Genomic DNA, 25,293 nt, shown 5'->3' on the forward strand with positions numbered 1-25,293 from the left:
TTTTGTGCGAATTCAGGACGGGTCGCATCACTCATATGCGCGATTTGTCCGTATTGTTACTCACTAGATCGTGATCTTTCGCTAAAGCCGGGCACGGTAGCTGCCGAAGCAGACTGTGACCCTTTCCGAACGCGGAACACTCCGACCGCCCCCTCGGGGTTCCGTCCGCCACTCCCCGCAGGAGGCCTGGTGTCGGTCCTTCTTGAGCACCCCGCAAACGTGGTCGCCTACCGGCCGACCAAGCCCACCGCCATGGTGGTCATCGCCGATCCCCGTGTCCGAAACACCGTCACCCGCCATCTGTGGGCGCTCGGCGTCCGGGACGTGATCGAAGTGTCCTCGATCGCCGAGGCCCGCCCCCGGGTCTCCACCCCGCGCGACATCTGCGTCGCCGACGTACACCTGCCGGACGGCTCCGGCCTGACCATCCTGGCCGAGACACGCGCCGCGGGCTGGCCCAACGGCCTGGCCCTGTCCGCCGCCGACGACATCGGCGCCGTGCGCAGCGCGCTGGCCGGCGGCGTCAAGGGATACGTCGTCACGGGCACCCGCACCAACGTGGCGATGCCCGGCCGCCCGGGCCTGCCGCTCGGCGCCGCCGGGCTGGCCGGGCGGATGCGCCGCCCCGGCATGCCGGGCATGCCGGGCGCCGTGGGTGCGCCGGGCGCCCACGGAACCCACGGAGCCCCCGGTGCGCCCGGTGCGCCGGGCACGCAGCAGTCCGCCTACCGCGAGCTGTCGGGCCGTGAGGTCGAGGTGCTGCGGCTGGTCGCCGAAGGACAGTCGAACAAGGCGATCGGGGTGGCGATGGGCCTGTCGGCACTCACCGTCAAGAGCCACCTCGCCCGGATCGCCCGCAAGCTGGGCACCGGCGACCGCGCCGGGATGGTCGCGGTCGCGCTGCGCACCGGCATCATCCACTGAGTCCTCGGACGGCCCCGCCACGGCGGCCGAGGAGGAACGTTTCCTCCTCGGCCGCCGTAGCCGTGCCCCTCGGCCACCGCCCGGGCCCCGTGGCATAGTCACGGACCCGGTCTGACCAGTCCGACAACACTCCCGGCCGCGAGGACCGTCGTACCCTTGGTGGGTGACCGACGCCGTAGCAGCCATCCCAGAAGAAGCAGCCCCGGTCCCGCTCCTCGAACCGAAGGAGGGGATCCCGCCCGTCGTGGCGGACGAGCAGGCGCTGGCCGCCACCGTCGCCGCCTTCGCCGGGGGCACCGGACCGGTCGCCGTCGACGCCGAGCGGGCCTCCGGCTACCGCTACGGGCAGCGCGCGTACCTCATCCAGCTGCGCCGCGCGGGCGCCGGCAGTGCGCTGATCGACCCGATCGCCTGCCCCGACCTCAGCGGCCTGGGCGAGGCCCTCGCCGACACCGAATGGGTGGTGCACGCGGCCACCCAGGACCTGCCCTGCCTGGCCGAGGTCGGCATGAGACCCCGGCAGCTGTTCGACACCGAGCTGGCCGGGCGGATCGCCGGCTTCGCCCGGGTCGGCCTCGGGCCGATGACCGAGAGCGTGCTCGGGCTGAGCCTGGCCAAGGAGCACTCCGCGGTCGACTGGTCCACCCGCCCGCTGCCCGAGCCGTGGCTGCGCTACGCCGCTCTGGACGTCGAGGTGCTGGTCGAGCTGCGCGACGCACTCGAACAGGAGCTGGACGCCCAGGGCAAGCTCGGCTGGGCGCTGGAGGAGTTCGCGGCGATCGCCGCCGCACCGCGCCCGGCACCGCGCACCGACCCGTGGCGCCGCACCTCGCAGCTGCACAAGGTCCGCCGGCGCCGCCAGCTGGCCGTGGTGCGCGAGCTGTGGCTGGCCCGGGACCGGCTGGCGCAGGAGCGCGACGTCTCGCCGGGCCGGGTGCTCTCGGACGCCGCGATCGTCAACGCCGCGCTGGCCATGCCGCTGAACATCGCCGCGCTGCAGGGCGTCCAGGGCTTCGGGCCGCGGGTGCACCGGCGCCAGCTGGAGCAGTGGCTGGCGGCCGTCCAGCGGGGCCGGGAAGTCCCGGAGAACCAGCTGCCGCCGGCCTCCGCGCCGCACGACGGGCCGCCGCCGCCGCGGGCCTGGGCCGAGAAGGACCCGGTGGCCGCCGCCCGGCTGTCCGGGGCGCGCGCCGCGGTCGCGGACCTCGCCGAGCGGCACAACCTGCCGGCCGAGAACCTGATCACCCCGGACCTGGTGCGCCGGGTCTCCTGGGAGCCGCCGGCCGATCCGGCCGCCGCGGGCGTGGCCGCCGCACTGCGCCGGCTCGGCGCCCGGCAGTGGCAGGTCGACCTGGTGGCGCCGGTGATGGCCGCCGCGTTCGCCGAGGCCGCGGCCGCCCAGGACTGACCCGGGGTGTGTCCGGAGGGGGCGCCGTCCTTGTGACGGCGCCCCCTTCGGCGTATCCGGGGTCCGTCTTTCGAACCCCGCCGGTCGGACGTGTCGCGGGACACACGGGGTGAACCCTCCGTGAGGCCTGGGCAGGTTGGTTACCGACCGGTAGCATGGCGGTGGAGCGGCGCCGCTCGGGTCTTCACCGGCGGCAGCCTGCCCACCTCAAATGTTGGTCCCTGGGAGGAGAGCCCCCGTGCCTCGTACCGCGAGGGACGTCGTCTTCGTCGATGGCGTCCGCACCCCGTTCGGCAAGGCCGGCCCGAAGGGCATCTACCACGAGACGCGCGCCGACGACCTGGTCGTCAAGTGCATCCGGGAGCTCGTGCGCCGTAACCCGAACCTGCCCGTCGAGCGCATCGACGAGGTCGCCATCGCGGCCACCACGCAGATCGGCGACCAGGGTCTGACCATCGGGCGCACCGCCGCCCTGCTGTCCGGCCTGCCCAAGTCCGTCCCCGGCTACTCGATCGACCGCATGTGCGCCGGTGCGCTCACGGCCGTGACCGCCACCGCCGGCGGCATCGCCTTCGGCGCGTACGACGTGGTCGTGGCCGGCGGCGTCGAGCACATGGGCCGCCACCCGATGGGCGAGGGCGTCGACCCGAACCCGCGCTTCGTCTCCGAGAAGCTGGTCGACGAGTCCGCCCTGTTCATGGGCATGACCGCGGAGAACCTGCACGACCGGTTCCCGCACCTGACCAAGGAGCGCTGCGACGCCTACGCCGTGCGCTCGCAGGAGAAGGCCGCCAAGGCGTACGCCAACGGCGACATCCAGCCCGACCTGGTGCCGATCTCGATCCGCAACACCAACCCCGAGGTCGGCGAGACCGGCTGGGGCCTGGCCACCGTGGACGAGCCGATGCGCCCGGGCACCACGATGGAGAGCCTGGCCGGCCTGAAGACCCCCTTCCGCCCGCACGGCAACATCACCGCGGGCAACTCGGCCGGCCTCAACGACGGCGCCACCGCCTCGCTGCTGGCCGCCGAGGACGTCGCCGAGGAGCTCGGCCTCCCGGTCAAGATGCGCCTGGTCTCCTACGCCTTCGCGGGCGTGGAGCCCGAGGTCATGGGCATCGGCCCGGTGCCGGCCACCGAGAAGGCGCTGGCCAAGGCCGGTCTGACCATCGACGACATCCAGGCCTTCGAGGTCAACGAGGCCTTCGCCGTCCAGGTGCTGTCCTTCCTGGACCACTACGGCATCGCGGACGACGACGAGCGCGTCAACCCGTACGGCGGTGCGATCGCCTTCGGCCACCCGCTGGCCTCCTCCGGCGTGCGCCTGATGAACCAGCTGGCCCGCCGCTTCGAGCAGCGCCCGGACGTCCGCTACGGCCTCACCACGATGTGCATCGGGTTCGGCATGGGCGGGACCGTCATCTGGGAGAACCCGCACTGGAGCGGAGCGGAAAAGTCGTCCGAGCTCGAGGGTGGTAAGTGAACATGACGAGCACCACTGAGCTGCTGCAGCACGGCGCCGAGCTGTTCCCGGGCGAGGTCGTCACGACCGCGCACGTGCGCCACCTGGACCTGCCGCTGCAGGCCGGCAAGCTGGCCCTGATCACCCTGGACAACGGCTTCGACCACACCAAGCCGACCACCTTCGGCCCGGGCTCGCTGCTGAAGCTGTCCGCCGCGCTGGACCAGGTCGAGGCCGAGGCCGCCGAGGGCAAGGTCGTCGCCGTCGCGGTCACCGGCAAGCCGTTCATCTTCGCGGTCGGCGCCGACCTCAAGGGCGTCGAGCTGCTCAAGGAGCACGCGGACGCGCTGGCCATCGGCAAGGGCGGCCACGAGGTCTTCAAGCGGATCGCCGCGCTGCCCGTCCCCTCCTTCGCCTTCTACAACGGCGCGGCGATGGGCGGCGGCGTCGAGGTCGGCCTGCACGCCACCTACCGCACGGTCAGCGCGGGCGTCCCGGCGTTCTCGCTGCCGGAGGTCTTCCTGGGCCTCGTCCCCGGCTGGGGCGGCTGCACCCTGCTGCCGAACCTGATCGGCCCCTCGAAGGCGATCAAGGTCATCATCGAGAACTCGATGAACCAGAACAAGCAGCTCAAGGGCAAGGACGTGTTCGAGCTGGGGATCGCCGACGCGATCTTCGAGCCGGCCGACTTCCTGGAGCAGTCGCTGCTGTGGGCCGCCAAGGTCCTCAAGGGCGACGTCGTCGTCGAGCGCGAGGAGATCGACCGCGGCAAGGCCTGGGACGACGCCGTCGCCTGGGGCCGCCTGGTCGCCGACGCCAAGGTGCACGGCGCCGCACCGGCCGCCTACAAGGCGCTGGACATCATCCAGCAGGTCAAGGACTCCGACCTCCAGGCCGGCTTCGACGCCGAGGACGCCGCCCTGGCCGACCTCATCATGAGCGGCGAGCTGCGCAGCGGCATCTACGCCTTCAACCTGGTGCAGCGCCGGGCCAAGCGCCCGGTCGGCGCGCCGGACAAGTCGCTGGCCCGCCAGGTCAACAAGGTCGGCGTCGTCGGCGCCGGTCTGATGGCCTCGCAGCTGGCGCTGCTGTTCGCCCGCCGTCTGGAGGTGCCGGTGGTCCTCACCGACATCGACCAGGAGCGCGTCGACAAGGGCGTCGGCTACGTCCACGCCGAGATCGACAAGCTGCTCGGCAAGGGTCGGATCGGCCAGGACAAGGCCAACCGTCTCAAGGGCCTGGTCAGCGGCTCGCTCGACAAGGCCGCCGCCTTCGGCGACGCGGACTTCGTGATCGAGGCCGTGTTCGAGGAGATGGGCGTCAAGCAGACCGTCTTCGCGGACCTGGAGAACGTGGTCTCGCCGACCTGCGTGCTGGCGACCAACACCTCCTCGCTGTCGGTCACCGAGATGGCCTCGAAGCTGAAGCACCCCGAGCGGGTCGTCGGCTTCCACTTCTTCAACCCGGTCGCGATCCTGCCGCTGCTGGAGATCGTCCGCGGCGAGCAGACCGACGACGCCTCGCTGGCCACCGCCTTCGGCGTCTCGAAGAAGCTGAAGAAGACCTCGGTGCTGGTCAAGGACGCCCCGGCGTTCGTGGTGAACCGGATCCTGACCCGCTTCATGGGCGAGATCCAGACCATCATCGACGAGGGCACCCCGATCGCCACCGTCGAGAAGGGCGTCGAGCCGCTCGGCCTGCCGATGTCCCCGATCGTGCTGCTGGAGCTGGTCGGCCCGGCCATCGCGCTGCACGTCTCGGAGACCCTGCACGGCGCGTTCCCGGAGCGGTTCGCCGTCTCCGAGAACCTCGGCAAGGTGGTCAAGGCCGGCAAGCGCGGCTTCTACACCTGGGTGGACGGCAAGCAGGTCCTCGACCCCGAGGTGCTGGAGCTGCTGTCCTTCGGCGACACCGTGCTGACCGAGGAGCAGGTCCTGAACCGCTCCCTGGAGGCCGTGGCCCAGGAGATCGGCCTGATGCTGGAGGAGGGTGTCGTCGCCGAGGCGCAGGACATCGACCTCTGCATGATCACCGGCGCCGGCTGGCCCTTCCACCTGGGCGGGATCACCCCGTACCTGGACCGCGAGGGCGTCTCGGAGCGGGTGAACGGCAAGCGCTTCCTCGCCCCCGGCGTGGCCTCGGTGCCCGCGTAACGCGCAGCGCCACCGCATGCCGGAGCCCCGGTGACCTGGACGGTCACCGGGGCTCCGGCGTGTGCGGGGGGGGTGGTCAGCTCTTCTTGAGGCGGTAGACCACGGTGTCGGCGAAGACGCCGACCATCTCGTAGTGGGTGTCCAGCAGGTTCTCGATCCGCGGGACCAGCACCGGCTGGTACGGGGCGATGCCGGAGTCGTCCACCACGACCTCGGGCAGGTTGTCGGCGAGCTCCTTGTCGAAGGTCTGCCAGGCGTTGCTGACGCTGAACTGCTCGCCCACGTTGGCGTTGCCGTCCTTGCCGCCGCTGTAGTTGGTCAGGAAGCCGGCGGTCAGGTAGCGGGTGGCGGGCTTGCGGTCGGCCAGCCAGTACAGCTCGGGGTGCATGCCCCAGACCAGGACGGTGTCCTTGGGGGTGGTCTGGGCGGCGACCGCGGTGGCGACCTCGGTGGTGCGGTTGAGCCGCTCCCCCGGCCAGGCCAGGGCCAGCGCCCAGAAGACCGTCGAGGCGACCGTGGTGTACACCAGGACGGGCTTCCAGCGGACCGCCGAGGTGGCCACCGCCCCGGTGCCCAGCAGCACCAGCGGGGGGATCAGCTGCAGGTAGTAGTGGCCGAAGAAGTGGAAGCCCACGCTGACCGCGACGACCGAGGAGGCCAGCCAGACCCACAGGTCCCCGGTGGAGCCGTGCTCCTCCCCGGCGACGGGCAGCGGCCGGTGGCGGTGCTTGAGCCAGAGCCGGCGCCCGACCGGGAGCAGGAAGCCCAGCCCGGCCGCGACCAGGATGGCCGAGTTGCCGAGCGCGCGGCCGATCATCTGGAGCCAGGCGCCGCCGAAGGAGGCGTAGTCCCCGCTGCCGGTGACCACCCAGAACAGGAAGCCCTTGGGCTTGGTCAGGATGACCGCGACCAGCGCTATCGGCAGGATGAAGCCGAAGCCGATCTTGAACAGGGCGGGCGGCCAGCGCACCCCGCGCCGGCGGGCGTCCTGGAACAGCATCCAGAGCACCGGCAGCAGCACCGCGCCGCCGGTCTGCTTGGTCAGCGAGCAGAGCGCCACCGCGATGCCCGCGGCCAGCCAGCGGCGGCGCTCGGCGTACCGGAACGCGGCCACCATGGCGGGCAGCATGAAGACCTCGAAGGTCGCCGCCTGGGTGTCCTCCGGGGAGAGCCCGATGGAGACCAGCAGGTAGAGCAGTCCCGCGCCGGCCCCGGCCCGGTTGCCCCAGCGGCCGCGGGCGATGGACGCCAGCAGGATCGCGGTGACCAGGTGGGCGCCCACCGCCAGGGTGCGCAGCGGCCACAGCGAGGCGGAGCCGAAGATCGTGAAGCAGGCCTGGTAGAGCCAGGGGAGCAACGGCGGCTTGCGGTCCACCACGGTGTCGTACAGCACTCCGCCGTCGGCCAGCATCCGGGCCTGGGTGGCCAGGAACCCCTCGTCGGGGCTCCAGACGGGCCGGGCGAAGGACGGGATGTGGGTGAGCAGTGCGACCAGCGCGAGCACCGGCACCAGCCTCGTCCAGTACCCGGTCTGCACATGGGTACGGACGCGCTCGGGCAGGCGCTCGGCCAGTCCGGCGAGGCGGAAGCGGGTGGGGGTGGGCACGGATGACAACCTACCGGGCGGGATCGGCGCGGGCGGCGCCGGTCCCGCCTTTCGGTGCGATTGTCAGCTTGTTTCGTGACGAACTGTTACAGGGCTACGACGAACAGTCGTCGGTGGAACGCGCTCCGGGCCCGTTCTCAGGCCTCGACCCGAGCCGCGTCCAGGCTGGCGACCAGGGCCGTCACCTTTCGGGCGATGTCCGGGGCGTTCAGGCCGATCTCGGCCAGGATCTCGTTCCGGCTCGCGTGGTCCAGGAACTCCTGCGGAATCCCGAAGTCGCGCACCGGCAGATCCACGTCCGCGTCGCGCAGCGCCTGCGCCACCGCGGCGCCGACACCGCCCACCCGGCCGTTGTCCTCGATCGTGACGACCACCCGGTGCTCGGCCGCCAGGCCCGGCAGGGCGGCGTCCACCGGCTTGACCCAGCGCGGGTCCACCACGGTGGCGGTGATGCCCCGGGCGGCCAGCAGGTCCGCGACCTCCAGGCTGGTGGCGGCCATCGCGCCGACCGAGACGACCAGCACGTCCGCGCGGTGCGTGCCGCCCGGCTCCTCGGCGGCGCGCAGCACGTCCATGCCGCCGATCCGGCCGACCGCCGGGACGGCCGGGCCGACGGTGCCCTTGGAGTAGCGGACCACGGTCGGGGCGTCCTTGACCTCGACGGCCTCGCGCAGCTGGGCGCGGACCTGGTCGGCGTCGCGCGGGGCGGCCAGCCGCAGGGTCGGGACAATCTGCAGCATCGACATGTCCCACATGCCGTTGTGCGAGGCGCCGTCGTCGCCGGTGACGCCGGCCCGGTCGAGCACGAAGGTGACGCCCAGCTTGTGCAGGGCGACGTCCATCAGGACCTGGTCGAAGGCCCGGTTCAGGAAGGTCGCGTAGACCGCGAAGACCGGGTGCAGCCCGTTGGTGGCCAGGCCGGCGGCGCTGGTGACGGCGTGCTGCTCGGCGATGCCGACGTCGAAGATGCGGTCCGGGAAGGCCTCGGCGAAGGGCGCGAGGCCGACCGGGTGGAGCATGGCGGCGGTGATGCCGACGATGTCGTCCCGCTCGTGGCCGAGCGCGACCATCTCCTCGGCGAAGACCGAGGTCCAGCTCCGGCCGCCGGCGTTCTGGATCGGCAGACCGGTCTCCGGGTGGATCTTGCCGACCGCGTGGAAGCGGTCCTCGTCGTTGTTCTCCGCGGCGTGGTAGCCGCGGCCCTTCTCGGTGAGGCAGTGCACGATCACCGGGCCGCCGAAGCCGCGCGCCTTGGTCAGCGCGGACTCCAGGGCGGTCAGGTCGTGGCCGTCGATCGGGCCGATGTACTTGATGCCGAGGTCCTCGAACATGCCCTGCGGGGCGATGAAGTCCTTGAGGCCCTTCTTGGCGCCGTGCAGCGTCTCGAACAGCTGCTGGCCGACCACCGGGGTGCGCTGCAGCGCGTCCTTGCCCCAGGAGAGGAAGCGCTCGTAGCCCTGGGTGGTGCGCAGGGTGGCGAGGTGGTTGGCCAGGCCGCCGATGGTCGGCGAGTAGGAGCGCTCGTTGTCGTTGACGACGATGACCAGCGGGCGGTCCTTGGCGTCGGCGATGTTGTTGAGCGCCTCCCAGGCCATGCCGCCGGTGAGCGCGCCGTCGCCGATGACCGCGACGACCGGATCCGGCTTGCCGAGGATCTTGTTGGCCTTGGCCAGGCCGTCGGCGTAGGAGAGCACGGTGGAGGCGTGCGAGTTCTCGATCACGTCGTGCTCGGACTCGGCGCGGGACGGGTAGCCGGACAGGCCGCCCTTCATCCGCAGCATCGAGAAGTCCTGGCGGCCGGTGAGCAGCTTGTGGACGTAGCTCTGGTGGCCGGTGTCGAAGAGGATGCGGTCGCGCGGCGAGTCGAAGACCCGGTGCAGCGCGATGGTGAGCTCCACCACGCCGAGGTTGGGGCCGAGGTGGCCGCCCGTCTTGGCGACCTCGGTCACCAGGAAGGTCCGGATCTCCTGGGCCAGTGCGGCCAGCTGTCCCGGCGTGAGCCGGTCGAGATCACGCGGTCCCCGAATGCGGGTCAGCAGGGCCACCCGTTCCTCCTCGTTCAGTGTTCGCGGACCGCGGGCGGTCCGACGGGCGTCGCTGCCCGGTCTGGCGGCGGGCCGGCGGTCGCGGCCGGTGCCGACCGGTCGAGTCTAATGTCCGCTTGCCGGACACCGAGCGGCGCGGCCGGTGCCACCGACCCGTTACCGCCATTCCCGGAGGTCGGCCCGGGGTCGCGCGTCACCCTGGATTGACGAATGAATGTTCGGGCGCGATCCGGGCCGCGGCGGCTCAGCCGCGCCCCAGCGCCCCGGACTCCCCCATCTCGCTCATCACCAGCGCCAGCGCGCCGAGCACCTCGGCCCGGCCGCCCAGCGTGCCGGGGACCACCGAGAGCTGGCGGGCGGCGCTCGGGATGGCGTAACGGGCCACCGAGTCGCGGATCGGGGAGAGCACCAGCTCACCGGCCTCGGCGAGGTCGCCACCGAGGATCACCCGGCGCGGGTTGAGCAGGTTGCACAGGGTCGCGACGCCGGTGCCGATCTGCCGGCCGGCGTCGGCGATCACCCGGCGGCAGCCGAGGTCACCCTGATGGGCCAGCTCGACCACCCGGGGCAGGGTGAGGTCCGGCCCGAGGGTCGGGGTCAGCAGGGAGAGCAGGTAGCGGGAGCCCACGAAGGTCTCCAGACAGCCGCGGTTGCCGCAGCGGCAGACCGGCCCGGCCTCGTCCAGGGTGATGTGCCCGATCTCACCGGCGGTACCGCCCGGCCCGCGGTAGATCTGGCCGTTGACCACCAGTCCGGCGCCGACCCCGCTGGCGACCTTGATGTACGCGAGGTCGCTCAGCCCCCGCCCGGCCCCCCAGACCAGTTCGCCGAGCGCGCCCAGGTTGGCGTCGTTGTCCACGTGCACCGGCATGCCGAGCCGCTCGGCCAGCTCCCGGCCCGGGGCGATGCCCGTCCAGCCGGGCAGGATCGCGGTGGAGCCCAGCGCGCCGGTCTCCACGTCGATCGGGCCGGGCACGCCGAGGCCGACGCCGATCACCTTCTCCGGGCGGAACCCGGCCTGCCGGAGCAGCCGTTCCACCATCGCCTCGGCCCGGTCGAAGCCCTGCGCGGCGGAGACGTCCACGTCGATCGGGGCGCTCTCCTCGGCGAGCACCCGGTGCGCGAGGTTGCCGACCGCGACCCGCAGGTGGGTGTGGCCGAAGTCGATGCCCACCACGATGCCCGCGTCCCCGCTGAGCGAGACGCTGCGCGCCCGCCGGCCGCCGGAGGAGGTGTCGGCGACCACGACGGTGCCGCTCTCCTTCAACTCCCGCACGATGTTGGAGACGGTGGCCGCGGACAGGCCGGTGCCGCGGGCGATCTCGGCCTGGGTCAGCGAACCGGCCGTCCGCACCGCGCGCAGCACCCGCTCCAGGTTCGCCCGGTGCAAGGACGACTGCGAGCCCGGTGTGTCCGTCGACATGATCCACCCTCCCAGGGCGGGGACCCCTCCGCCGGACGTCCCCTTCAACTCCTGAAGGGTAGGGCCTGTGCCGTGGATCGGCGCGGATCGGACCTGGGCGGTACGACGGGGGCCGGTGGCGGCGGGCCCGGAAGCGGCGGGGGAACGGACGGAAACGGGCCTGCGGAGTCCTGGGTTCGACCGAAAAACACCCGCCACTAGCATGGTGCCCTATCTCACGCGTCCCCCCGGACCGCGGGGCGGTATCGGCAGGGGGACGCTTCCAGGAATGACGGGGAATCAGATGGCAGGGGATCACCCTACGCCGGGGGCAGGCGAAGCGTCGGGCAGCAGCCCGCAGGACAATCGGGGCGTCTCGTTCGGGCGCCCGCCCGGCGGCGTGGACCCGGCCGCCGTGGCGGACCAGATGACACAACTCGACGGCGCGGCGATCCCGCGCCCGGCCTCGCCCGCCGGGCCGCCGCCGGCCCAGCCGCCGGCTCCGCCCGCGCAGCCGCCCGCCGCCGGTGCCGGTGCCGGTGCCGGTGCCGGTGCCGGCTACCAGCCGTACGCGCCGACCGCGGCCGCCTTCCCCAGCCAGGCTCCGCCGCCGCCGGCCGGTGCGCCGGTCGGCCCGTACGACCCGATGCCCGGTGGTGCCTACGGCGCGCCGGACGGCGGGCAGGCCTACGGCGCCGGCTACGGATACCCGCAGCAGCAGCCCGGGTACTACCCGGGCGCGCCGGTGCCCCCCGCGCCCAAGCAGCGCAACCCCGTGATGCTGTGGGGCGGGATCATCGGCGGCGTCCTGGCGATCGCCATCGTCGCCGGGCTGGTCGTGCTCCTCAAGGGCAACGACCCCGACCCCACGCCGAACGCCACCTCCGGCGGCACCACCACGTCCGGCGGCACCACCACCAACGCCCCGACCGCCGACGGCACCACCGGCAGCAGCACCGGTGGCAACACCGGCGGGGCCGGGTACAACATCGCCTGGAACGCCCCCAAGGCCGCCACCGCGGACAGCGGCTCGCAGCTGCTCGGCATCTGGGGCAGCGACAAGGTCGCGGTGCGCGCCGACAGCACCGGCATCCGGGCGTACAACACCTCCGACGGCAAGGAGGCCTGGAACATCCCGGTCCCGGCCGGCAGCAAGGAGGTGTGCACCGCCTCCTACTCGACCAACTCGAAGAACATCGCCGCCGTCTCCTTCAACACCGGTGACAGCGACTGCTCCACCATCGGCGCCGTCGACGTCAGCCAGGGCAAGCTGCTCTGGAGCGTCAAGGTCTCCACCGACCGGATGTCCTCGCCGACGCTCAGCGTCACCGACAAGGTGGTCGCCATCGGCGGCAACGTGGTCGGCGGCCTGAACATCGACAACGGCTCGGCGGCCTGGCAGTTCCAGCCGCGCGACAAGGACTGCAGCCTCTACGGCCGCGCAGCCGGCAGCCAGATCGCGGTCAGCGACCGCTGCTACGGCGGCTCCGGCCCGAAGTCGCAGCTGGTCGTCGTGGACGCCGACAGCGGCAAGGCCGCCAGCACGCCGATCACCCTCACCGGCAGCATCGAGCGGATCGACAAGGTCGTCCAGGACCAGCCGCTGGTGCTGCTGATGAGCAGCGGCCCCAACGGCGACTACATCCTGCCGTTCGACAAGAGCAACAAGCCCGGCAACCAGATGTCGGTCAAGGAGCCCGGCGCGGACAGCCTGCGGCTGTCCGGCCAGTCCGACGCCTACACCCAGAACGTGGTCAGCGGCACCACCCTGTACGCCCAGATCACCGGCGCCAAGTCGGCCGTCAACGCGTACGACCTGACCACCGGCAAGCGGATCTGGTCCGCCGCCAGCGCCACGTCCAGCCAGGACATCCGGCTGGTGTCCGGCACCGACAAGGACGGCAAGGTCCGCGCCATCGTCAGCCAGGGCTACAACAAGCCCGCCCGCCTGGTGACGCTCTCGCCGGCCGACGGCTCGATGACCGACCTCGGCACCATGGCCATGCCCAACGGCCTGGACATCGGGATGAGCATGTCCGAATACGTCCTCTCCAGCGACGGCAGCGCGGTGTACGCCTTCCGCCGCGGCAGCTCCGACGCGCCGCTGACCAAGTGGAAGAAGTGACGGCGGGGGACTGAGCACTCCTCGAACGCGGGCCCTCGGGGCTCGTCCTGGCGGGGCGGGAACGGGCGATCCGTCCGGACCCGCCCCGCCTGTGATTATTCCGGGAGCCCGTCCGTTGGGTCATGGGAGGATTCGCCCCATCAGCCTGACGAAGGAGTGCAGCGAGTGCCCGGCACCAACCTGACCCGCGAGGAGGCCCGCACCCGGGCCGACCTCCTCCACGTGGACGCGTACGACATCGAGCTCGACCTGAGTTCGGCCCGCGAAGGAGGCACCTTCCGGTCCACCACCGTGGTCCGGTTCACGGCCACGACCCCCGGCGCGGACACGTTCATCGACCTCGTCGCGCCGAGCGTCGAGGAGATCACCCTCAACGGCGCGCCGCTCGACCCGGAGAGCTTCGCCGACAGCCGGATCCCGCTGCCGAACCTGGCCGCCGAGAACGAGCTGCGCGTCGTCGCCAACTGCGCCTACACCAACACCGGTGAGGGCCTGCACCGGTTCGTCGACCCGGTCGACGGCGAGACCTACCTGTACACCCAGTTCGAGGTGCCGGACGCCCGCCGCGTCTTCGCCTCCTTCGAACAGCCCGACCTGAAGGCCGCGTTCGCGTTCACCGTGACCGCCCCCACCGGCTGGGTCGTCGTCTCCAACTCGCCCACCCCGATCCCGGTCGGCGAGGGCGCCGCGCAGGTCTGGACGTTCGAGCCCACCGGCCGGATCTCCACCTACATCACCGCGCTCGTCGCCGGCCCGTACGTCGGGGTCTTCGACACCTACGAGAACGGCGACCAGAAGGTGCCGCTGGGCGTCTACTGCCGCCCCTCGCTGCGCGAGTTCCTGGACGCCGAGGACATCTTCGCCGTCACCAAGCAGGGCTTCGACTACTTCCAGGAGAAGTTCGACTTCCCCTACCCGTTCGCCAAGTACGACCAGCTGTTCGTCCCGGAGTTCAACGCCGGCGCGATGGAGAACGCGGGCGCCGTCACCCTGCGCGACCAGTACGTGTTCCGCTCCAAGGTCACCGACGCCGCCTACGAGGCCCGCGCGGCGACGATCCTGCACGAGCTCGCCCACATGTGGTTCGGCGACCTCGTCACCATGGAGTGGTGGAACGACCTCTGGCTCAACGAGTCCTTCGCCACCTTCGCCGAGGCCGTCTGCCAGGCCGAGGCCCCCGGCTCCAAGTGGCCGAACTCCTGGACCACGTTCGCCAACCAGATGAAGACCTGGGCCTACCGGCAGGACCAACTGCCCTCCACCCACCCCATCATGGCGGACATCAACGACCTGGAGGACGTCCAGGTCAACTTCGACGGCATCACCTACGCCAAGGGCGCCTCGGTGCTCAAGCAGCTGGTGGCGTACGTCGGCCAGGACGCCTTCTTCCAGGGCGTGCAGACCTACTTCAAGCGCCACGCCTGGGGCAACACCCGGCTCGCCGACCTGCTCGGGGCCCTGGAGGAGGCCAGCGGCCGCGACCTGCGGACCTGGTCCAAGGCCTGGCTGGAGACCGCCGGCATCAACGTGCTGCGGCCCGCCATCACGCTGAACACCGACGGCGAGATCGAGTCCTTCACCGTCCTCCAGGAGGCCCCCGCGCTGCCCGCCGGCGCCAAGGGCGAGGCCGTGCTGCGCCCGCACCGCATCGCCATCGGCCTGTACGAGCTCGCCGACGGCGCGCTGGTGCGCACCGACCGGATCGAGCTCGACGTCGACGGCCCGCGCACCGAGGTGCCCGAGCTCGTCGGCCGGCACCGCCCGGCCGTCGTGCTGCTCAACGACGACGACCTCTCCTACGCCAAGATCCGGCTCGACGAGGACTCGATGGCCGTCGTCACCGAGCACCTCGGCGGCTTCACCGAGTCGCTGCCGCGCGCCCTGTGCTGGGCCTCCGCCTGGGACATGACCCGCGACGGCGAACTCGCCGCCCGCGACTACCTGGCGCTCGCCCTCTCCGGCATCGGGCGGGAGAGCGACATCGGCGTCGTGCAGTCCGTGCAGCGCCAGGTCCGGCTCGCCCTCGACGCCTACACCGACCCCGACTGGCGCGAGCAGGGCCTCGCCCAGTGGGCCGACGCCGCCGAGGAGCACCTGCGCTCCTCCGAGCCCGGCAGCGACCACCAGCTCTCCTGGGCCCGCACCCTCGCCTCCGTCGCCCGCACCGACGGGCAGCTCGGCCTGCTCGCCGACCTGCTCGACGGCACCGCCGAGATCAAGGGCCTCGCCGTCGACACCGAGCTGCGCTGGACCCTGCTCACCCGGCTCTGCGCCACCGGGCGCGCCGACGAGGCCGCCGTGACGGCCGAGCTGGCCCGCGACAACACCGCGGCCGGCCAGGAGCACGCCGCCACCTGCCGCGCCGCCCGGCCCACCGCCGAGGCCAAGGCCGAGGCCTGGACCGCCGTCGTCGAGTCGGACACCCTCACCAACTACGTCCAGGAAGCGACCATCGCGGGCTTCCAGCAGTCCGACCAGCGCGAGCTGCTCGCGCCGTACGCGGCCAAGTACTTCGCCGCCGTCAAGGAGGTCTGGGAGACCCGCAGCCACGAGATCTCGCAGCAGATCATCGGCGGGCTGTACCCGGCGCTGCAGGTCACGCAGGCCACCGTGGACGCGACCGACGCGTGGCTGACCGAGGCCGAGCCGGCACCGGCGCTGCGGCGCCAGGTCGTCGAGGCCCGGGCCGGGATCGAGCGCGCGCTCAAGGCCCAGGCGGTCGACCGGGCGGCGGGCGCCGGCCGCTGACCTGCTGAGGCGCCCGTCGGGGCCCCGGTCGGGGTCCCGTCGGGCGCCGACGGGGCTCCGTTGGGGCGCCGTCGGGGCTCCGTTGGGGCCCGTCGGGCGCCGTCAAGGTGCTGGAACGCCTGAAGGGGCACCGGAGATCTCCGGTGCCCCTTCGGGGTCGTGCAGGTCCTGGTGGACGCGGTGGTTACTTCTTCTTGCCCTTGCCCTTGCCGTACGGCAGGCCCGCGAGGGCGGCGATGATCACGAAGGCGGCGATCGGGATCAGCACGTACAGGCCGATGGTCTGGCCGACGCTCAGGCCAGGACCCGGGTCGTCGCCGTCGTCCCTGGTGAGGGCCATGGCGGGCGACGACAGCAGCATCATCAGCGTGACCGTTGCGGAGACCGCGCCGGCTCGCAAAGCGTTCCTCTTGTCCACGTTTCCAACTTACCCGCCGCTTATGACCCCCCGCGCGTCGGGGTCGGCCTTCCGGAAGGGGGCCGTCCGCAGTGCCGGGGTCAGGCGGCGGGATCAGGTGCCGGGGTCGGACGGCGGGGTCAGACGGCGGGGTGGGCGCCGGGCGGGGCCAGCAGGTGGGCGAGCAGGCGGGCGGCCGGGGTGGCGGCCAGGCGGTCGAGGGTGACCGGGTCGCCGGCGCCGTCGGCGACCGGCAGGCGCCAGTTCGGGTACTGGTCCCAGGTGCCGGGCAGGTTCTGCGGGCGCGGATCGCCGACCAGGTCCGGCAGCCAGACGCCGACCAGCTCCGCCGGGGTCGCGCGCAGGAAGCGGTACAGCACCGGCATCGACAGCGGCTCGCCCGGCGCGAGCAGCCCCCGCGCGGTCAGCTCGGCCCGCCAGTCCGCCAGCTCGGCCACCGCCTCCTCCTGCTCCTCGCCCAGCGGACGGGCCAGCAGCCCGAGCCGGTGCCGCAGCTCGACGTGCTCGCCGGAGAGCCGGGCGGCGGTGCTCGGCAGGTCGTGGGTGGTGAGGGTGGCCAGGCAGCCCGGGCGCCAGCGGTCCGGGGCGAGGATCTCCCCCGCCGCCTGCCAGTCCCGCTCGAACCAGAGCACGGAGGTGCCGAGGATCCCGCGCGCCGCCAGCTCCTCCCGGACGCCCGGCTCCACCGTGCCCAGGTCCTCGCCGATCACCGCCGTCCCGGCCCGGTGCGCCTCCAGGGCCAGCACGCCGAGCATCGCCTCGGCGTCGTAGCGCACGTACGCACCCTCGGTCGGCGGGTGGCCGTCCGGCACCCACCAGAGCCGGAACAGGCCCATCACGTGGTCGATCCGGACCGCGCCCGCGTGCCGGGCCGCCGCGCGCAGCAGCTCCGCGTACGGGGTGTAGCCGGCCGCCGCCAGCGCGTCCGGGCGCCAGGGCGGCAGGCCCCAGTCCTGGCCGTGGGCGTTGAAGGCGTCCGGCGGGGCGCCGACGGAGATGCCGCCGGCCAGCACGTCCTGGAGCGCCCAGGCGTCCGCGCCGTCCGGGTGGACGCCGACGGCCAGGTCGTGGATCAGGCCCACCTGCATGCCGGCCTGCCGGGCCGCGCCCTGGGCCTCGGCGAGCTGCTGGTCGACCTGCCAGGCGAGCCAGCGGTGGAACTCGACCCGGTCGGCGAGCTCCCGGGAGGCGCGCCCCACCTGTGGGCCGTCCGGGTGACGCAGCCCCTTCGGCCAGCCGTGCCAGTCGGCGCCGTGCACCTCGGCGAGCGCGTTCCACAGTGCGTTCCGGCGCAGCCAGTCGCCCTCGCGGCGCTGGTAGGCCTCGTACGCGGCCTGGCGGCCGGGGCCGCGCGGCACCTCGTGCAGCAGTTCCAGCGCCTCGCGCTTGAGCGTCCAGACGGCGTCCCGGTCGATCAGGCCGTCGTGCCCCAGCACCTCGTCGCGCAGCCGGGCGGCCCGGCGGCCCAGCTCCTCCGCCTCGGCGCGCTGGTCACCCGTCAGATAGGCGTACTCGGGGACGGCCTCGACCCGCAGGTGCACCGGATCGGCGAAGCGGCGGGAGGAGGGGCGGTAGGGGGACGGATCGGTGGGGGCGGCGGGGGCGGCGGACAGCGCCTGGTGCAGCGGGTTGATCTGGACGAAGCCCGCGCCGAGGCCGGCGCCCGCCCACCGGGCCAGCTCGGCGAGGTCGCCGAGGTCGCCCATGCCCCAGGAGCGGTCGGACAGGACGGAGTACAGCTGGGCGAGGAAGCCCCAGCTGTAGCCGGGCAGCGGGGGCAGCTTCTCCGGTGCGACGATCAGCGCCGCCTGGGCCTTGCCCTCGCCGCTCTCCGCCCTGAGCGTGTGCCGCCCGAGCGGCAGGTCCGGCGGCAGCCAGTGCGAGTGGCCGCGCGGCAGCTCCCACACCCCGCCGTCCTCCAGCTCCACGTGCAGCCGCGCGTCGGCCGGCACGTCCAGTGCCGTCCGCCGCCCTTGACGGACCACCACGCAGGGCGGCAGCAACCGGGCCTGCTGCGCGGCCCGGTGACGCTCCAGCGCCTCGCGCGCCTGCTCCGGCGTCCCCGCCGCCACCCCCAGGGCCGCCAGCACCGCGACCAGCGTGCGCGCCCCCACGGTCACACCCCCCGGCCCGGGGTACCGGGTGTCCACCCCGTACGCCTGCGCCAGCGCCACCAGTTCGGGCGGTGGCGGCGGCGCGTCCTGCGTCGGCACCCTCAGCCCGTCGGCTCCGTCACGGTCGAGATAAGCGGCCACTCGCGGCTCCTGCGATGTCTCGGCAACGCCTGGTCAGGACGACCACAGTCCTACCCGGGTGACGGCCCGACGACGCTGCGCGACACGACCGCGTGGGCGGATCGGCCTGGCGGCCGGGGGCTGCCGCGACCCCGGACCGAATGCTCGAACCGGGGCAGACCCGGCATAGCGGGCGGCCGCGTTGACACCGGGTTGGGTAGCTGGTGGGGTTGCGGCGATGTGGTCCAGGCCTGGCGAGGAGGCTCCTGTGGAAGCCCGAGTGTCCGTTGTGGCCGGGCGGCGGCTGCGGCAGCGGTTGGAGCGGAGTGCGGCGTTGCGGGAGGTGCTGTACCACCCGGCGGCGCTGGCGGCGCGGCGGGCCACGGCGCGGACGTGCCGTCAACTGGCGCCCAGGACGGCGGACCGGCTGATCGCCGGCCTCAAGGGGACGGAACCGCTGCTGGCGTCGGTGCGGGCGGAGCGGGCCCGGCGGGCGGCGGGGCGGCCGGGGCGGCGGACCCTGCAGATCGCGGCGGGGGTCGCGGCGGCGGCGGTGGTCGGCGGGCTGCTGGCCGGGCCGATGCCGTCGGCGGCGTACGCGGCGTCGGCGGGGCCGGACGTGGTGAGCAGCGCGCCGCAGACGCCGCTGGGGAGCATGACGAACCCGCAGGTGTTCCCGCGGCCGCAGGAGCAGACGGTGGCCGGCAAGCCGGTCGCGGTGCCGGCCGCGGTGACGCTGGTGCCGGCGCCGGACGCGGACCTCGGGGCGTTGGACGCCGTCCGGGAGGTGCTGGAGGTCGCCGGGGCGACGACCGTCACCCCGGAGCCGGACGCCGACGCGCCGGCCGCCGGGTCGCTGGTGGTGTACATCGGCGGACCGGCCGAGGGCGCCGACGGCCGGACGGACCGGGCGCTGCGCGCGCTGTCCGCCGCGGCCGGCGGCAAGGACGGCGCCGCCCCCTCGACCGCGGGCATGCCGGCCGGCGGGTACGTGCTGTCGGTCGGTCAGCTGCCGGCCCAGGGCGGCGGGACGTACGGCGCGGTGGTGCTGGCGGGCGCGGATGCGGTGGGCACCTTCTACGCCGCGCAGAGCCTGCGCCAGCTGCTCGCCGCCGTCCCGGCCGGGCAGGGGCAGGCGCCGGGCGCCGCCGGGCTGGGCCTGCCCGGGATCACGCTGCGGGACTGGCCGAGCGGCGCGCCGGTGCGCGGCACCGCGGAGGCGTTCTACGGCAGCCCGTGGACGGCGCAGCAGCGGCTCGACCAGGTGGACTTCCTCGGCCGCTCCAAGCAGAACTTCTACCTCTACGCCCCCGGTGACGACCCGTTCCGGCTCTCCCGCTGGCGCGACGCCTACCCCGCCGCCCAGGCCGACGAGCTGCGCGAACTGGGCGGCCTGGCCCGGCGCGACCACGTCACGCTCGGCTACGCGATCGACCCGGGGCAGTCGCTCTGCTTCAGCTCCGGCAAGGACGTGGACGCGCTGGTGGCCAAGCTGGACGGGCTGCGCAAGCTCGGCTTCACCGCCTTCCAGCTCCAGTTCCTGGACGTCAGCTACGACGAGTGGCACTGCGGCGACGACCGCGACACGTACGGCACCGGCCCGGCTGCGGCCGCCAAGGCGCAGGCCGCGCTGGTGACCAAGGTGCGGGACCGGCTGATCGCGCGCAACCCGGGCCTGGCGCCGCTGTCCGTCGTGCCCACCGAGTACCACAAGCAGGGCGTCACGCCGTACCGCAAGGCGCTGGCCGCGGCGCTGCCGGACGGCGTGCAGGTGGCCTGGAGCGGGGGCGGGGTGATCCCGGAGAAGATCACCGGCGCCCAGGCCGCCGAGACCGGCGACCTGTACGGCCACCCGCTGGTCACCATGGACAACTACCCGGTCAACGACGCCAGCCCGGACCGGCTCTTCCTCGGCGCCTACACCGGGCGCGAACCGGAGGTGGCCACCCGCTCGGCGGTGATGCTCACCGGTGCCATGCAGCAGCCGGTGGCCTCCCGGATCGCCCTCGCCACGGCCGGCGACTTCGCCTGGAACCCGGCCGGCTACCGGCCGGAGGACTCCTGGCAGGCCGCGGTGCGCTCGCTCGCCGGCCCGACCGGCGCCGGCAGCACGCCCGCCGGCACCGCCCTGTCCGCGGTCACCGCGCTGGCCGGCAACAGCTCCTCCTCGCCGCTGTCCAAGCAGGAGTCCGGCTACCTGACGCCGCTGCTCGACCGGTTCTGGGCCGCCGCCGAGCCCACCTCGGGCACCGCGTCGGACCTCGCCAAGCTGATAGAGGCCGCCGCGCCCCTGCGGGACGCCTTCGCCGCGATGGCCACCGCCCAGCAGACCCTCGCCGGCACCCAGGCCACCGCCCAGCTCGCCGCCGAGGCCGCGCCCTGGCTCGCCCCGCTGCACGACTACGGGCTGGCCGGACAGTCCTCGCTGGACATGCTGCTGGCCCAGCACGGCGGCGACGGCGCGGCCGCCTGGAAGGCCCGGGTGGAGCTCAACCGGCTGCGCGAGCAGCTCGCGCAGAGCCCGGCCACGATCGGCGCGGACGTGCTCGCGCCGTTCCTGGAGCGGGCCGTCCAGGCCGCCGACAACTGGGCCGGGGTGGCCGGCGGCGGGATCACCCCGACCACCACCATGGGCACCGCGCACGACCACCTGCCCGCGCTGATGACCGACGGCGTGGCCGACACGTTCTACTGGAGCTCCGCTCCCCCGCAGCCCGGCGACGCGGTCGGCGTCGACCTCGGCGGCGGGCGCCCGGTCGGCGCCGTCACCGTGCTGATGGGCTCCTGGGGCAACGGGCCGGACGGCCGGAGCGCGGTCGACGACTACCTCCACGACGGCGTGCTGGAGTACAGCACCGGCGAGGGCGGCTGGAAGCAGCTCGCCGTGGTCAAGAACCAGAAGTCGGTCAGCGCCAAGCTGCCGGCCGGCCCGGTGGTGCGGGCCGTGCGGCTGCGGGCCACCGCCGCCCAGAAGACCGCCGTCGCGGTGCGCGAGTTCACCGTCACCGCGCCCGACGACGCCCCCGCCAGCGTCACCGGCGGCCCCGCCGCGCTGCCCGGCTCCTCGGCGTCCGCGGTGCTGGACGGCAACCCGGACACCGCGTACCGGGCCGCCAAGCCGCCCACCGCGCAGGACGAGCCGCTCACCGTCGAACTGGGCGCCGCCCGCCCGCTCGACCGGCTCACCGTGCTCACCGACCCGGGCGTGCACGCCACCGCCACCGTCTCGGTGCGCCGCTCGGACGGCGGCTGGACGGACATCGGCACCGTGCAGCCCGGCTACAACGAGCTGCCGGCCGGCGGGCAGGCCGCCGACGCGTTCCGGCTGACCTGGAAGCCGGGCGGCGACCCCCCGGTGGTCAACCAGGTGATCCCCTGGTACGCGGACGTCCCGGCGGCCCGGCTCAGCCTGTCCGACCCGACCCTGGACGTGGTGACCGGCGCCGCCGCGCCCGCCCAGACCCGGGCCACCGTCGAGGCCGGCCGCCCCGAGGGGACCACCGGCGAGCTGCGCACAGAGGTGCCGGCCGCGGCCAAGGGCCTGACCGTGACCCCGGCGGCCGGGGTGACCGTGCCGCGCGGCGGCCGCATCGGCGTGCCGCTGCTGGTCAGCGCCGATCCCGGGACGCCGTTCGGGACGTACCAGGTGCCGGTGCAGTTCGTGGCCGGCGCCACCACCGTGAAGCAGGTGCTCCAGGTGCACGTGGTGCCGCCGACCAGCGGTCCGGACCTGGCGCTCCGTGCGAAGGCCACCTCCTCGGGCGACGAGACGCCGAACTTCCCCGCCTCGGCGGTCACCGACGGTGACCCGAAGACCCGCTGGTCCTCCCCCGCCAAGGACGACGCCTGGGTGCAGCTGGAACTGCCGCAGACGACCCACCTGGGCGCGGCGGTGCTGCACTGGCAGGCCGCGTACGCCGCCGCCTACCGGCTCCAGGTCTCGGCGGACGGCACCACCTGGACCGACGCGGCGACGGTGGACAACGGCAGGGGCGGCGACGAGACCGTGCGCTTCGACGCGCCGGGCGCCCGGTTCCTCCGGGTGCAGGGCGTGGCCCGGGCCAACAAGTACGGCTACTCGCTGTGGGGCGTCGAGCTGTACGCCGTCACCCCGCCCGCCCCGTCGCAGCCGCCGACCGTCCCCCCGGCCCAGCCGGACGGCGGCGCCACCACCGCGCCCACCACCGCGCCCACGGCCCCGACCACGGCCCCGACCGCTCCGAGCGCCCCGGCCACGCCCCCGGCGGGCGGGACTCCGGGCGGTACGACAGGCGGCACGACGGGCGGGACAGCGCCGCCGAAGAAGTAGTCGCCGCGCTCCCCACCGGACAACGCGGCGGGCCGCCGTGCTCCCCGGTGGGGGGCGCGGCGGCCCATGAGGCGTACCGACGATATGACGGGCTGGCCCTTGTGGAGCGGGGTCAGGCGGAGAGCGGTTCGGGCTGCTCACCGCGGCGGACGGGGGCGGAGTGGGCCGAGTGCGCCCGGCCGAGCGGGACGGGGAGGCCCTGCTCGGTATGGTCGAGGTGCTCGTACTCGCCCCACTGCGGGGCGCGCAACTGGTCGGAGCCGCCGTACGGCTCCAGGTAGGGGCGCCAGCGCGGGTCCTTGATGCCGGTGCCGATGATCCGCCAGGCGAGGCCGCTGGGCGGGGCCGGTGGGCGCTTCATCCGCCAGCCGAGTTCGGTGAGGTGGCGGTCGGCCTTGGTGTGGTTGCAGCGGCGGCAGGCCGCCACCACGTTGTCCCACCGGTGCTGGCCGCCCCGGCTGCGCGGGATGACGTGGTCGACGCTGGTGGCGGCGGCCCCGCAGTAGACGCAGCGGCCGTGGTCACGGGCGAACAGCGCCCGGCGGGTGAGCGGGACGGGCCCGCAGAACGGGACCCGGACGAAGCGGGTCAGGCGGACGACGGACGGCGCCGGAAGGGCGCTGGTGGCGCTGTGCAGAGTGACTTCCGAGTCCTCCAGGCTGACCGCCTTGTGGTTGAGGACCAGGATGAGTGCGCGGCGCATCGATACGACGCCGAGTGGCTCGTAGGACGCGTTGAGGACCAGGACATGCGGCACGGATGCCTCCTTGGACGCCTGCGGCGCGTGGCTCGCGCCGGGACGAGCGGTTGGATCGCACAACTGGTGCGCGATCTCCCCCAGTGTCGCCTTACGCCTTTGTACGGCGCCACCACTCCTGTGTAACGGACCTGGTGTGAACTTCCGGTGTGGCTTCTGTCATAGCCGGTATGCCCTGGGGAAGGTCGGGTTGCACCCGGGTGCCCTCGGGGTGCCGCCCGTGGCCCTCCCGGGGGAGCGCTCGGCCGGTCGGAGCAGCGGCCGACCCCGTCGTCCGGGGGAGCGCACCGGTGCGCTGACGGGGCGTTCGCGTTGCTCCGTACGCCCTTCGGCGTGTCCGGTCGGGTGTTCGGCGCCGGTTAGGCTGAGGCGGACGGTCCGCGGGCCGCGTGCCGCGGCGCGGGCCCGCCACGCCCCCTTGCAGGAAGGCCCGCACGTGTTCCGCTCCGGCGCCACCGGTATCGCCGACGCGTCCTCGACGCTCTCCACTCCGACACCGGCGCCCAGCCCGACCGCGCCGCAGCTGCCGCAGCTGGACCTGAGAATCCCGACCAGCGCGCAGGAGGTCAGCGACACCACCAAGCAGGCCGCCAGCTGGTTCGACACGCACTGGCAGGGCTGGCTGGCCGGCGGGGTGCGGATCGTCTTCATCGTGCTGCTGGCACTGGTGCTGCGCGCCGTGGTGCGCAAGCTGATCACCCAGCTGATCACACGGATGGCGCGCTCGCACGACCACCACGAGGAGAGCCGGCTCGGCGGGCTGCTGGCCAACACCGGGGTGGTGAACCCGGAGCGGCGCCAGCAGCGGTCGGAGGCGATCGGCTCGGTGCTGCGCAGCGTGGCGTCGTTCTCCATCCTGGGCACGGCCGCGCTGATGGTGCTGTCCGCGCTGGGCGTGAACCTGGCGCCGCTGCTGGCCAGCGCCGGTGTGGCCGGTGTGGCGATCGGTTTCGGCGCCCGCAACCTGGTGACGGACTTCCTCTCCGGGGTCTTCATGATCATGGAGGACCAGTACGGCGTCGGCGACGAGATCGACACCGGGGTGGCCGCCGGCACGGTGCTGGAGGTCGGCCTGCGGGTGACCAAGCTGCGCGGGGCCAACGGCGAGATCTGGTACATCCGCAACGGCGAGGTGAAGCGGATCGCCAACATGAGCCAGGGCTGGTCGACCGCCTCGGTGGACGTGCAGGTCGGGTACAAGGAGGACCTGCTGCGGGTCGAGGACCTGATCCAGGAGACGGCCGAGGCGCTGTCCAAGGAGTCGCCGTACGACGAGCTGGTCTGGGCACCGGTGTCGATCCTGGGCGTGGAGTCGGTCGCGGCGGACTCGGTGATGGTACGGATCGAGGCGCGGACCGCGCCGGGCAAGGCGCCGGCCGTGTCCCGGGCGCTGCGCCAGCGCCTGAAGACGGCCTTCGACCAGGCCGGGATCAAGGTCAAGGAGGAGGCCGCGCCGGTGGCCGCCGCGGCGACGACGGCCCCGGCCACCGGGGTGGTGATCTCCCCCGCGACCGAGTCGGCGCCGCCGTCCGCGCTGTCCGACCCGACCTCGCCCCGGTACCGGGCGACCGAACCGATACCGGCGCCGAGGCCGGCCGACGACCTCGCCAAGCCGTAGGACTTCCAGGCCCGGCAGCACGAAGCCCCCATTTACAACAACCAGGGGGAAAAGGGGGTGGGGGTGGCCCGTGAAGCATCGGGC

The 25,293-nt window shown here is 73.5% G+C and carries 14 protein-coding genes; 8 read left to right on the forward strand and 6 right to left on the reverse strand.

What is annotated here, in order from left to right; translation table 11 throughout:
• Positions 1–189: 189 nt before the first annotated feature.
• The 4 genes from ACFWPI_RS32550 to ACFWPI_RS32565 all read left to right on the forward strand — a co-directional run bounded on the left by ACFWPI_RS32550 (position 190) and on the right by ACFWPI_RS32565 (position 5,947).
• Entirely contained in the window at positions 190–924 is a 735-nt protein-coding gene (locus ACFWPI_RS32550) for a response regulator transcription factor (RefSeq protein ID WP_063349472.1), read from the forward strand.
• Positions 925–1,087: 163 nt separating this feature from the next.
• Positions 1,088–2,332 (forward strand): HRDC domain-containing protein, encoded by a 1,245-nt coding sequence (locus ACFWPI_RS32555; protein WP_380376768.1) that lies wholly within the window; start codon positions 1,088–1,090, stop codon positions 2,330–2,332.
• Between the two features lie 238 nt (positions 2,333–2,570).
• Positions 2,571–3,815 carry an acetyl-CoA C-acyltransferase gene (locus ACFWPI_RS32560; RefSeq protein ID WP_063349470.1) on the forward strand — a complete coding sequence of 415 codons (1,245 nt, stop codon included), beginning with the start codon at positions 2,571–2,573 and terminating at the stop codon, positions 3,813–3,815.
• A 2-nt stretch (positions 3,816–3,817) separates the two neighbouring features.
• Positions 3,818–5,947: a 3-hydroxyacyl-CoA dehydrogenase NAD-binding domain-containing protein gene (locus ACFWPI_RS32565; RefSeq protein WP_063349469.1), complete on the forward strand. Its 2,130-nt coding sequence runs from the start codon at positions 3,818–3,820 to the stop codon at positions 5,945–5,947.
• Positions 5,948–6,023: 76 nt separating this feature from the next.
• On the opposite strand, the gene ACFWPI_RS32570 is transcribed toward ACFWPI_RS32565, so the two are convergent.
• The 3 genes from ACFWPI_RS32570 to ACFWPI_RS32580 form a co-directional block, all read right to left on the reverse strand.
• Positions 6,024–7,553, reverse strand: coding sequence for a glycosyltransferase family 39 protein (locus ACFWPI_RS32570; protein ID WP_244293472.1), 1,530 nt, complete (start codon positions 7,551–7,553; stop codon positions 6,024–6,026).
• 137 nt (positions 7,554–7,690) lie between these two features.
• On the reverse strand, positions 7,691–9,598 hold the full coding sequence (gene dxs / locus ACFWPI_RS32575) for a 1-deoxy-D-xylulose-5-phosphate synthase (protein ID WP_380376763.1): 1,908 nt from the start codon (positions 9,596–9,598) through the stop codon (positions 7,691–7,693).
• A 244-nt stretch (positions 9,599–9,842) separates the two neighbouring features.
• A complete protein-coding gene (locus ACFWPI_RS32580) occupies positions 9,843–11,021 on the reverse strand; it encodes an ROK family transcriptional regulator (protein WP_063349467.1) in 1,179 nt (392 codons plus the stop codon).
• A 406-nt stretch (positions 11,022–11,427) separates the two neighbouring features.
• Here ACFWPI_RS32580 and ACFWPI_RS32585 point away from each other — a divergent pair, with 406 nt between their 5' ends.
• Both ACFWPI_RS32585 and pepN read left to right on the forward strand, forming a co-directional pair.
• Positions 11,428–13,125 carry a PQQ-binding-like beta-propeller repeat protein gene (locus ACFWPI_RS32585; protein WP_380376758.1) on the forward strand — a complete coding sequence of 566 codons (1,698 nt, stop codon included), beginning with the start codon at positions 11,428–11,430 and terminating at the stop codon, positions 13,123–13,125.
• A 165-nt stretch (positions 13,126–13,290) separates the two neighbouring features.
• The gene (gene pepN / locus ACFWPI_RS32590) at positions 13,291–15,873 is read left to right on the forward strand and encodes an aminopeptidase N (protein ID WP_380376756.1); all 2,583 of its coding nucleotides are present in this window, start codon (positions 13,291–13,293) and stop codon (positions 15,871–15,873) included.
• 184 nt (positions 15,874–16,057) lie between these two features.
• Here the strand turns inward: pepN and ACFWPI_RS32595 are convergent, their stop codons facing one another.
• Together ACFWPI_RS32595 and malQ are read right to left on the reverse strand one after the other, a co-directional pair.
• The gene (locus ACFWPI_RS32595) at positions 16,058–16,291 is read right to left on the reverse strand and encodes a hypothetical protein (RefSeq protein ID WP_079135908.1); all 234 of its coding nucleotides are present in this window, start codon (positions 16,289–16,291) and stop codon (positions 16,058–16,060) included.
• Between the two features lie 119 nt (positions 16,292–16,410).
• Complete coding sequence (malQ, locus tag ACFWPI_RS32600) at positions 16,411–18,546, reverse strand: 4-alpha-glucanotransferase (RefSeq protein ID WP_380376753.1); 2,136 nt, start codon at positions 18,544–18,546, stop codon at positions 16,411–16,413.
• Between the two features lie 247 nt (positions 18,547–18,793).
• Between malQ and ACFWPI_RS32605 the strand changes: the two genes are divergently transcribed.
• Positions 18,794–22,834, forward strand: a complete 4,041-nt coding sequence (locus ACFWPI_RS32605) for a beta-N-acetylglucosaminidase domain-containing protein (RefSeq protein ID WP_380376751.1) — start codon at positions 18,794–18,796, stop codon at positions 22,832–22,834.
• Between the two features lie 112 nt (positions 22,835–22,946).
• Here the strand turns inward: ACFWPI_RS32605 and ACFWPI_RS32610 are convergent, their stop codons facing one another.
• Positions 22,947–23,591 carry an HNH endonuclease gene (locus ACFWPI_RS32610; RefSeq protein WP_063349454.1) on the reverse strand — a complete coding sequence of 215 codons (645 nt, stop codon included), beginning with the start codon at positions 23,589–23,591 and terminating at the stop codon, positions 22,947–22,949.
• Between the two features lie 436 nt (positions 23,592–24,027).
• On the opposite strand from ACFWPI_RS32610, the gene ACFWPI_RS32615 reads away from it, so the two are divergent.
• The gene (locus ACFWPI_RS32615) at positions 24,028–25,209 is read left to right on the forward strand and encodes a mechanosensitive ion channel family protein (RefSeq protein ID WP_380376748.1); all 1,182 of its coding nucleotides are present in this window, start codon (positions 24,028–24,030) and stop codon (positions 25,207–25,209) included.
• The last annotated feature ends 84 nt before the right edge of the window (positions 25,210–25,293 follow it).

Origin of the sequence: Kitasatospora sp. NPDC058492 (assembly GCF_042720685.1) — a bacterium.
Taxonomy (GTDB): domain Bacteria; phylum Actinomycetota; class Actinomycetes; order Streptomycetales; family Streptomycetaceae; genus Kitasatospora.

Coding starts and splice junctions, on each gene's coding strand:
- ACFWPI_RS32565 (WP_063349469.1), top strand. CDS start 3,818: ATGACGAGCACCACTGAGCTGCTGCAGCACGGCGCCGAGCTGTTCCCG.
- ACFWPI_RS32580 (WP_063349467.1), bottom strand. CDS start 11,021: ATGTCGACGGACACACCGGGCTCGCAGTCGTCCTTGCACCGGGCGAAC.
- ACFWPI_RS32585 (WP_380376758.1), top strand. CDS start 11,428: ATGACACAACTCGACGGCGCGGCGATCCCGCGCCCGGCCTCGCCCGCC.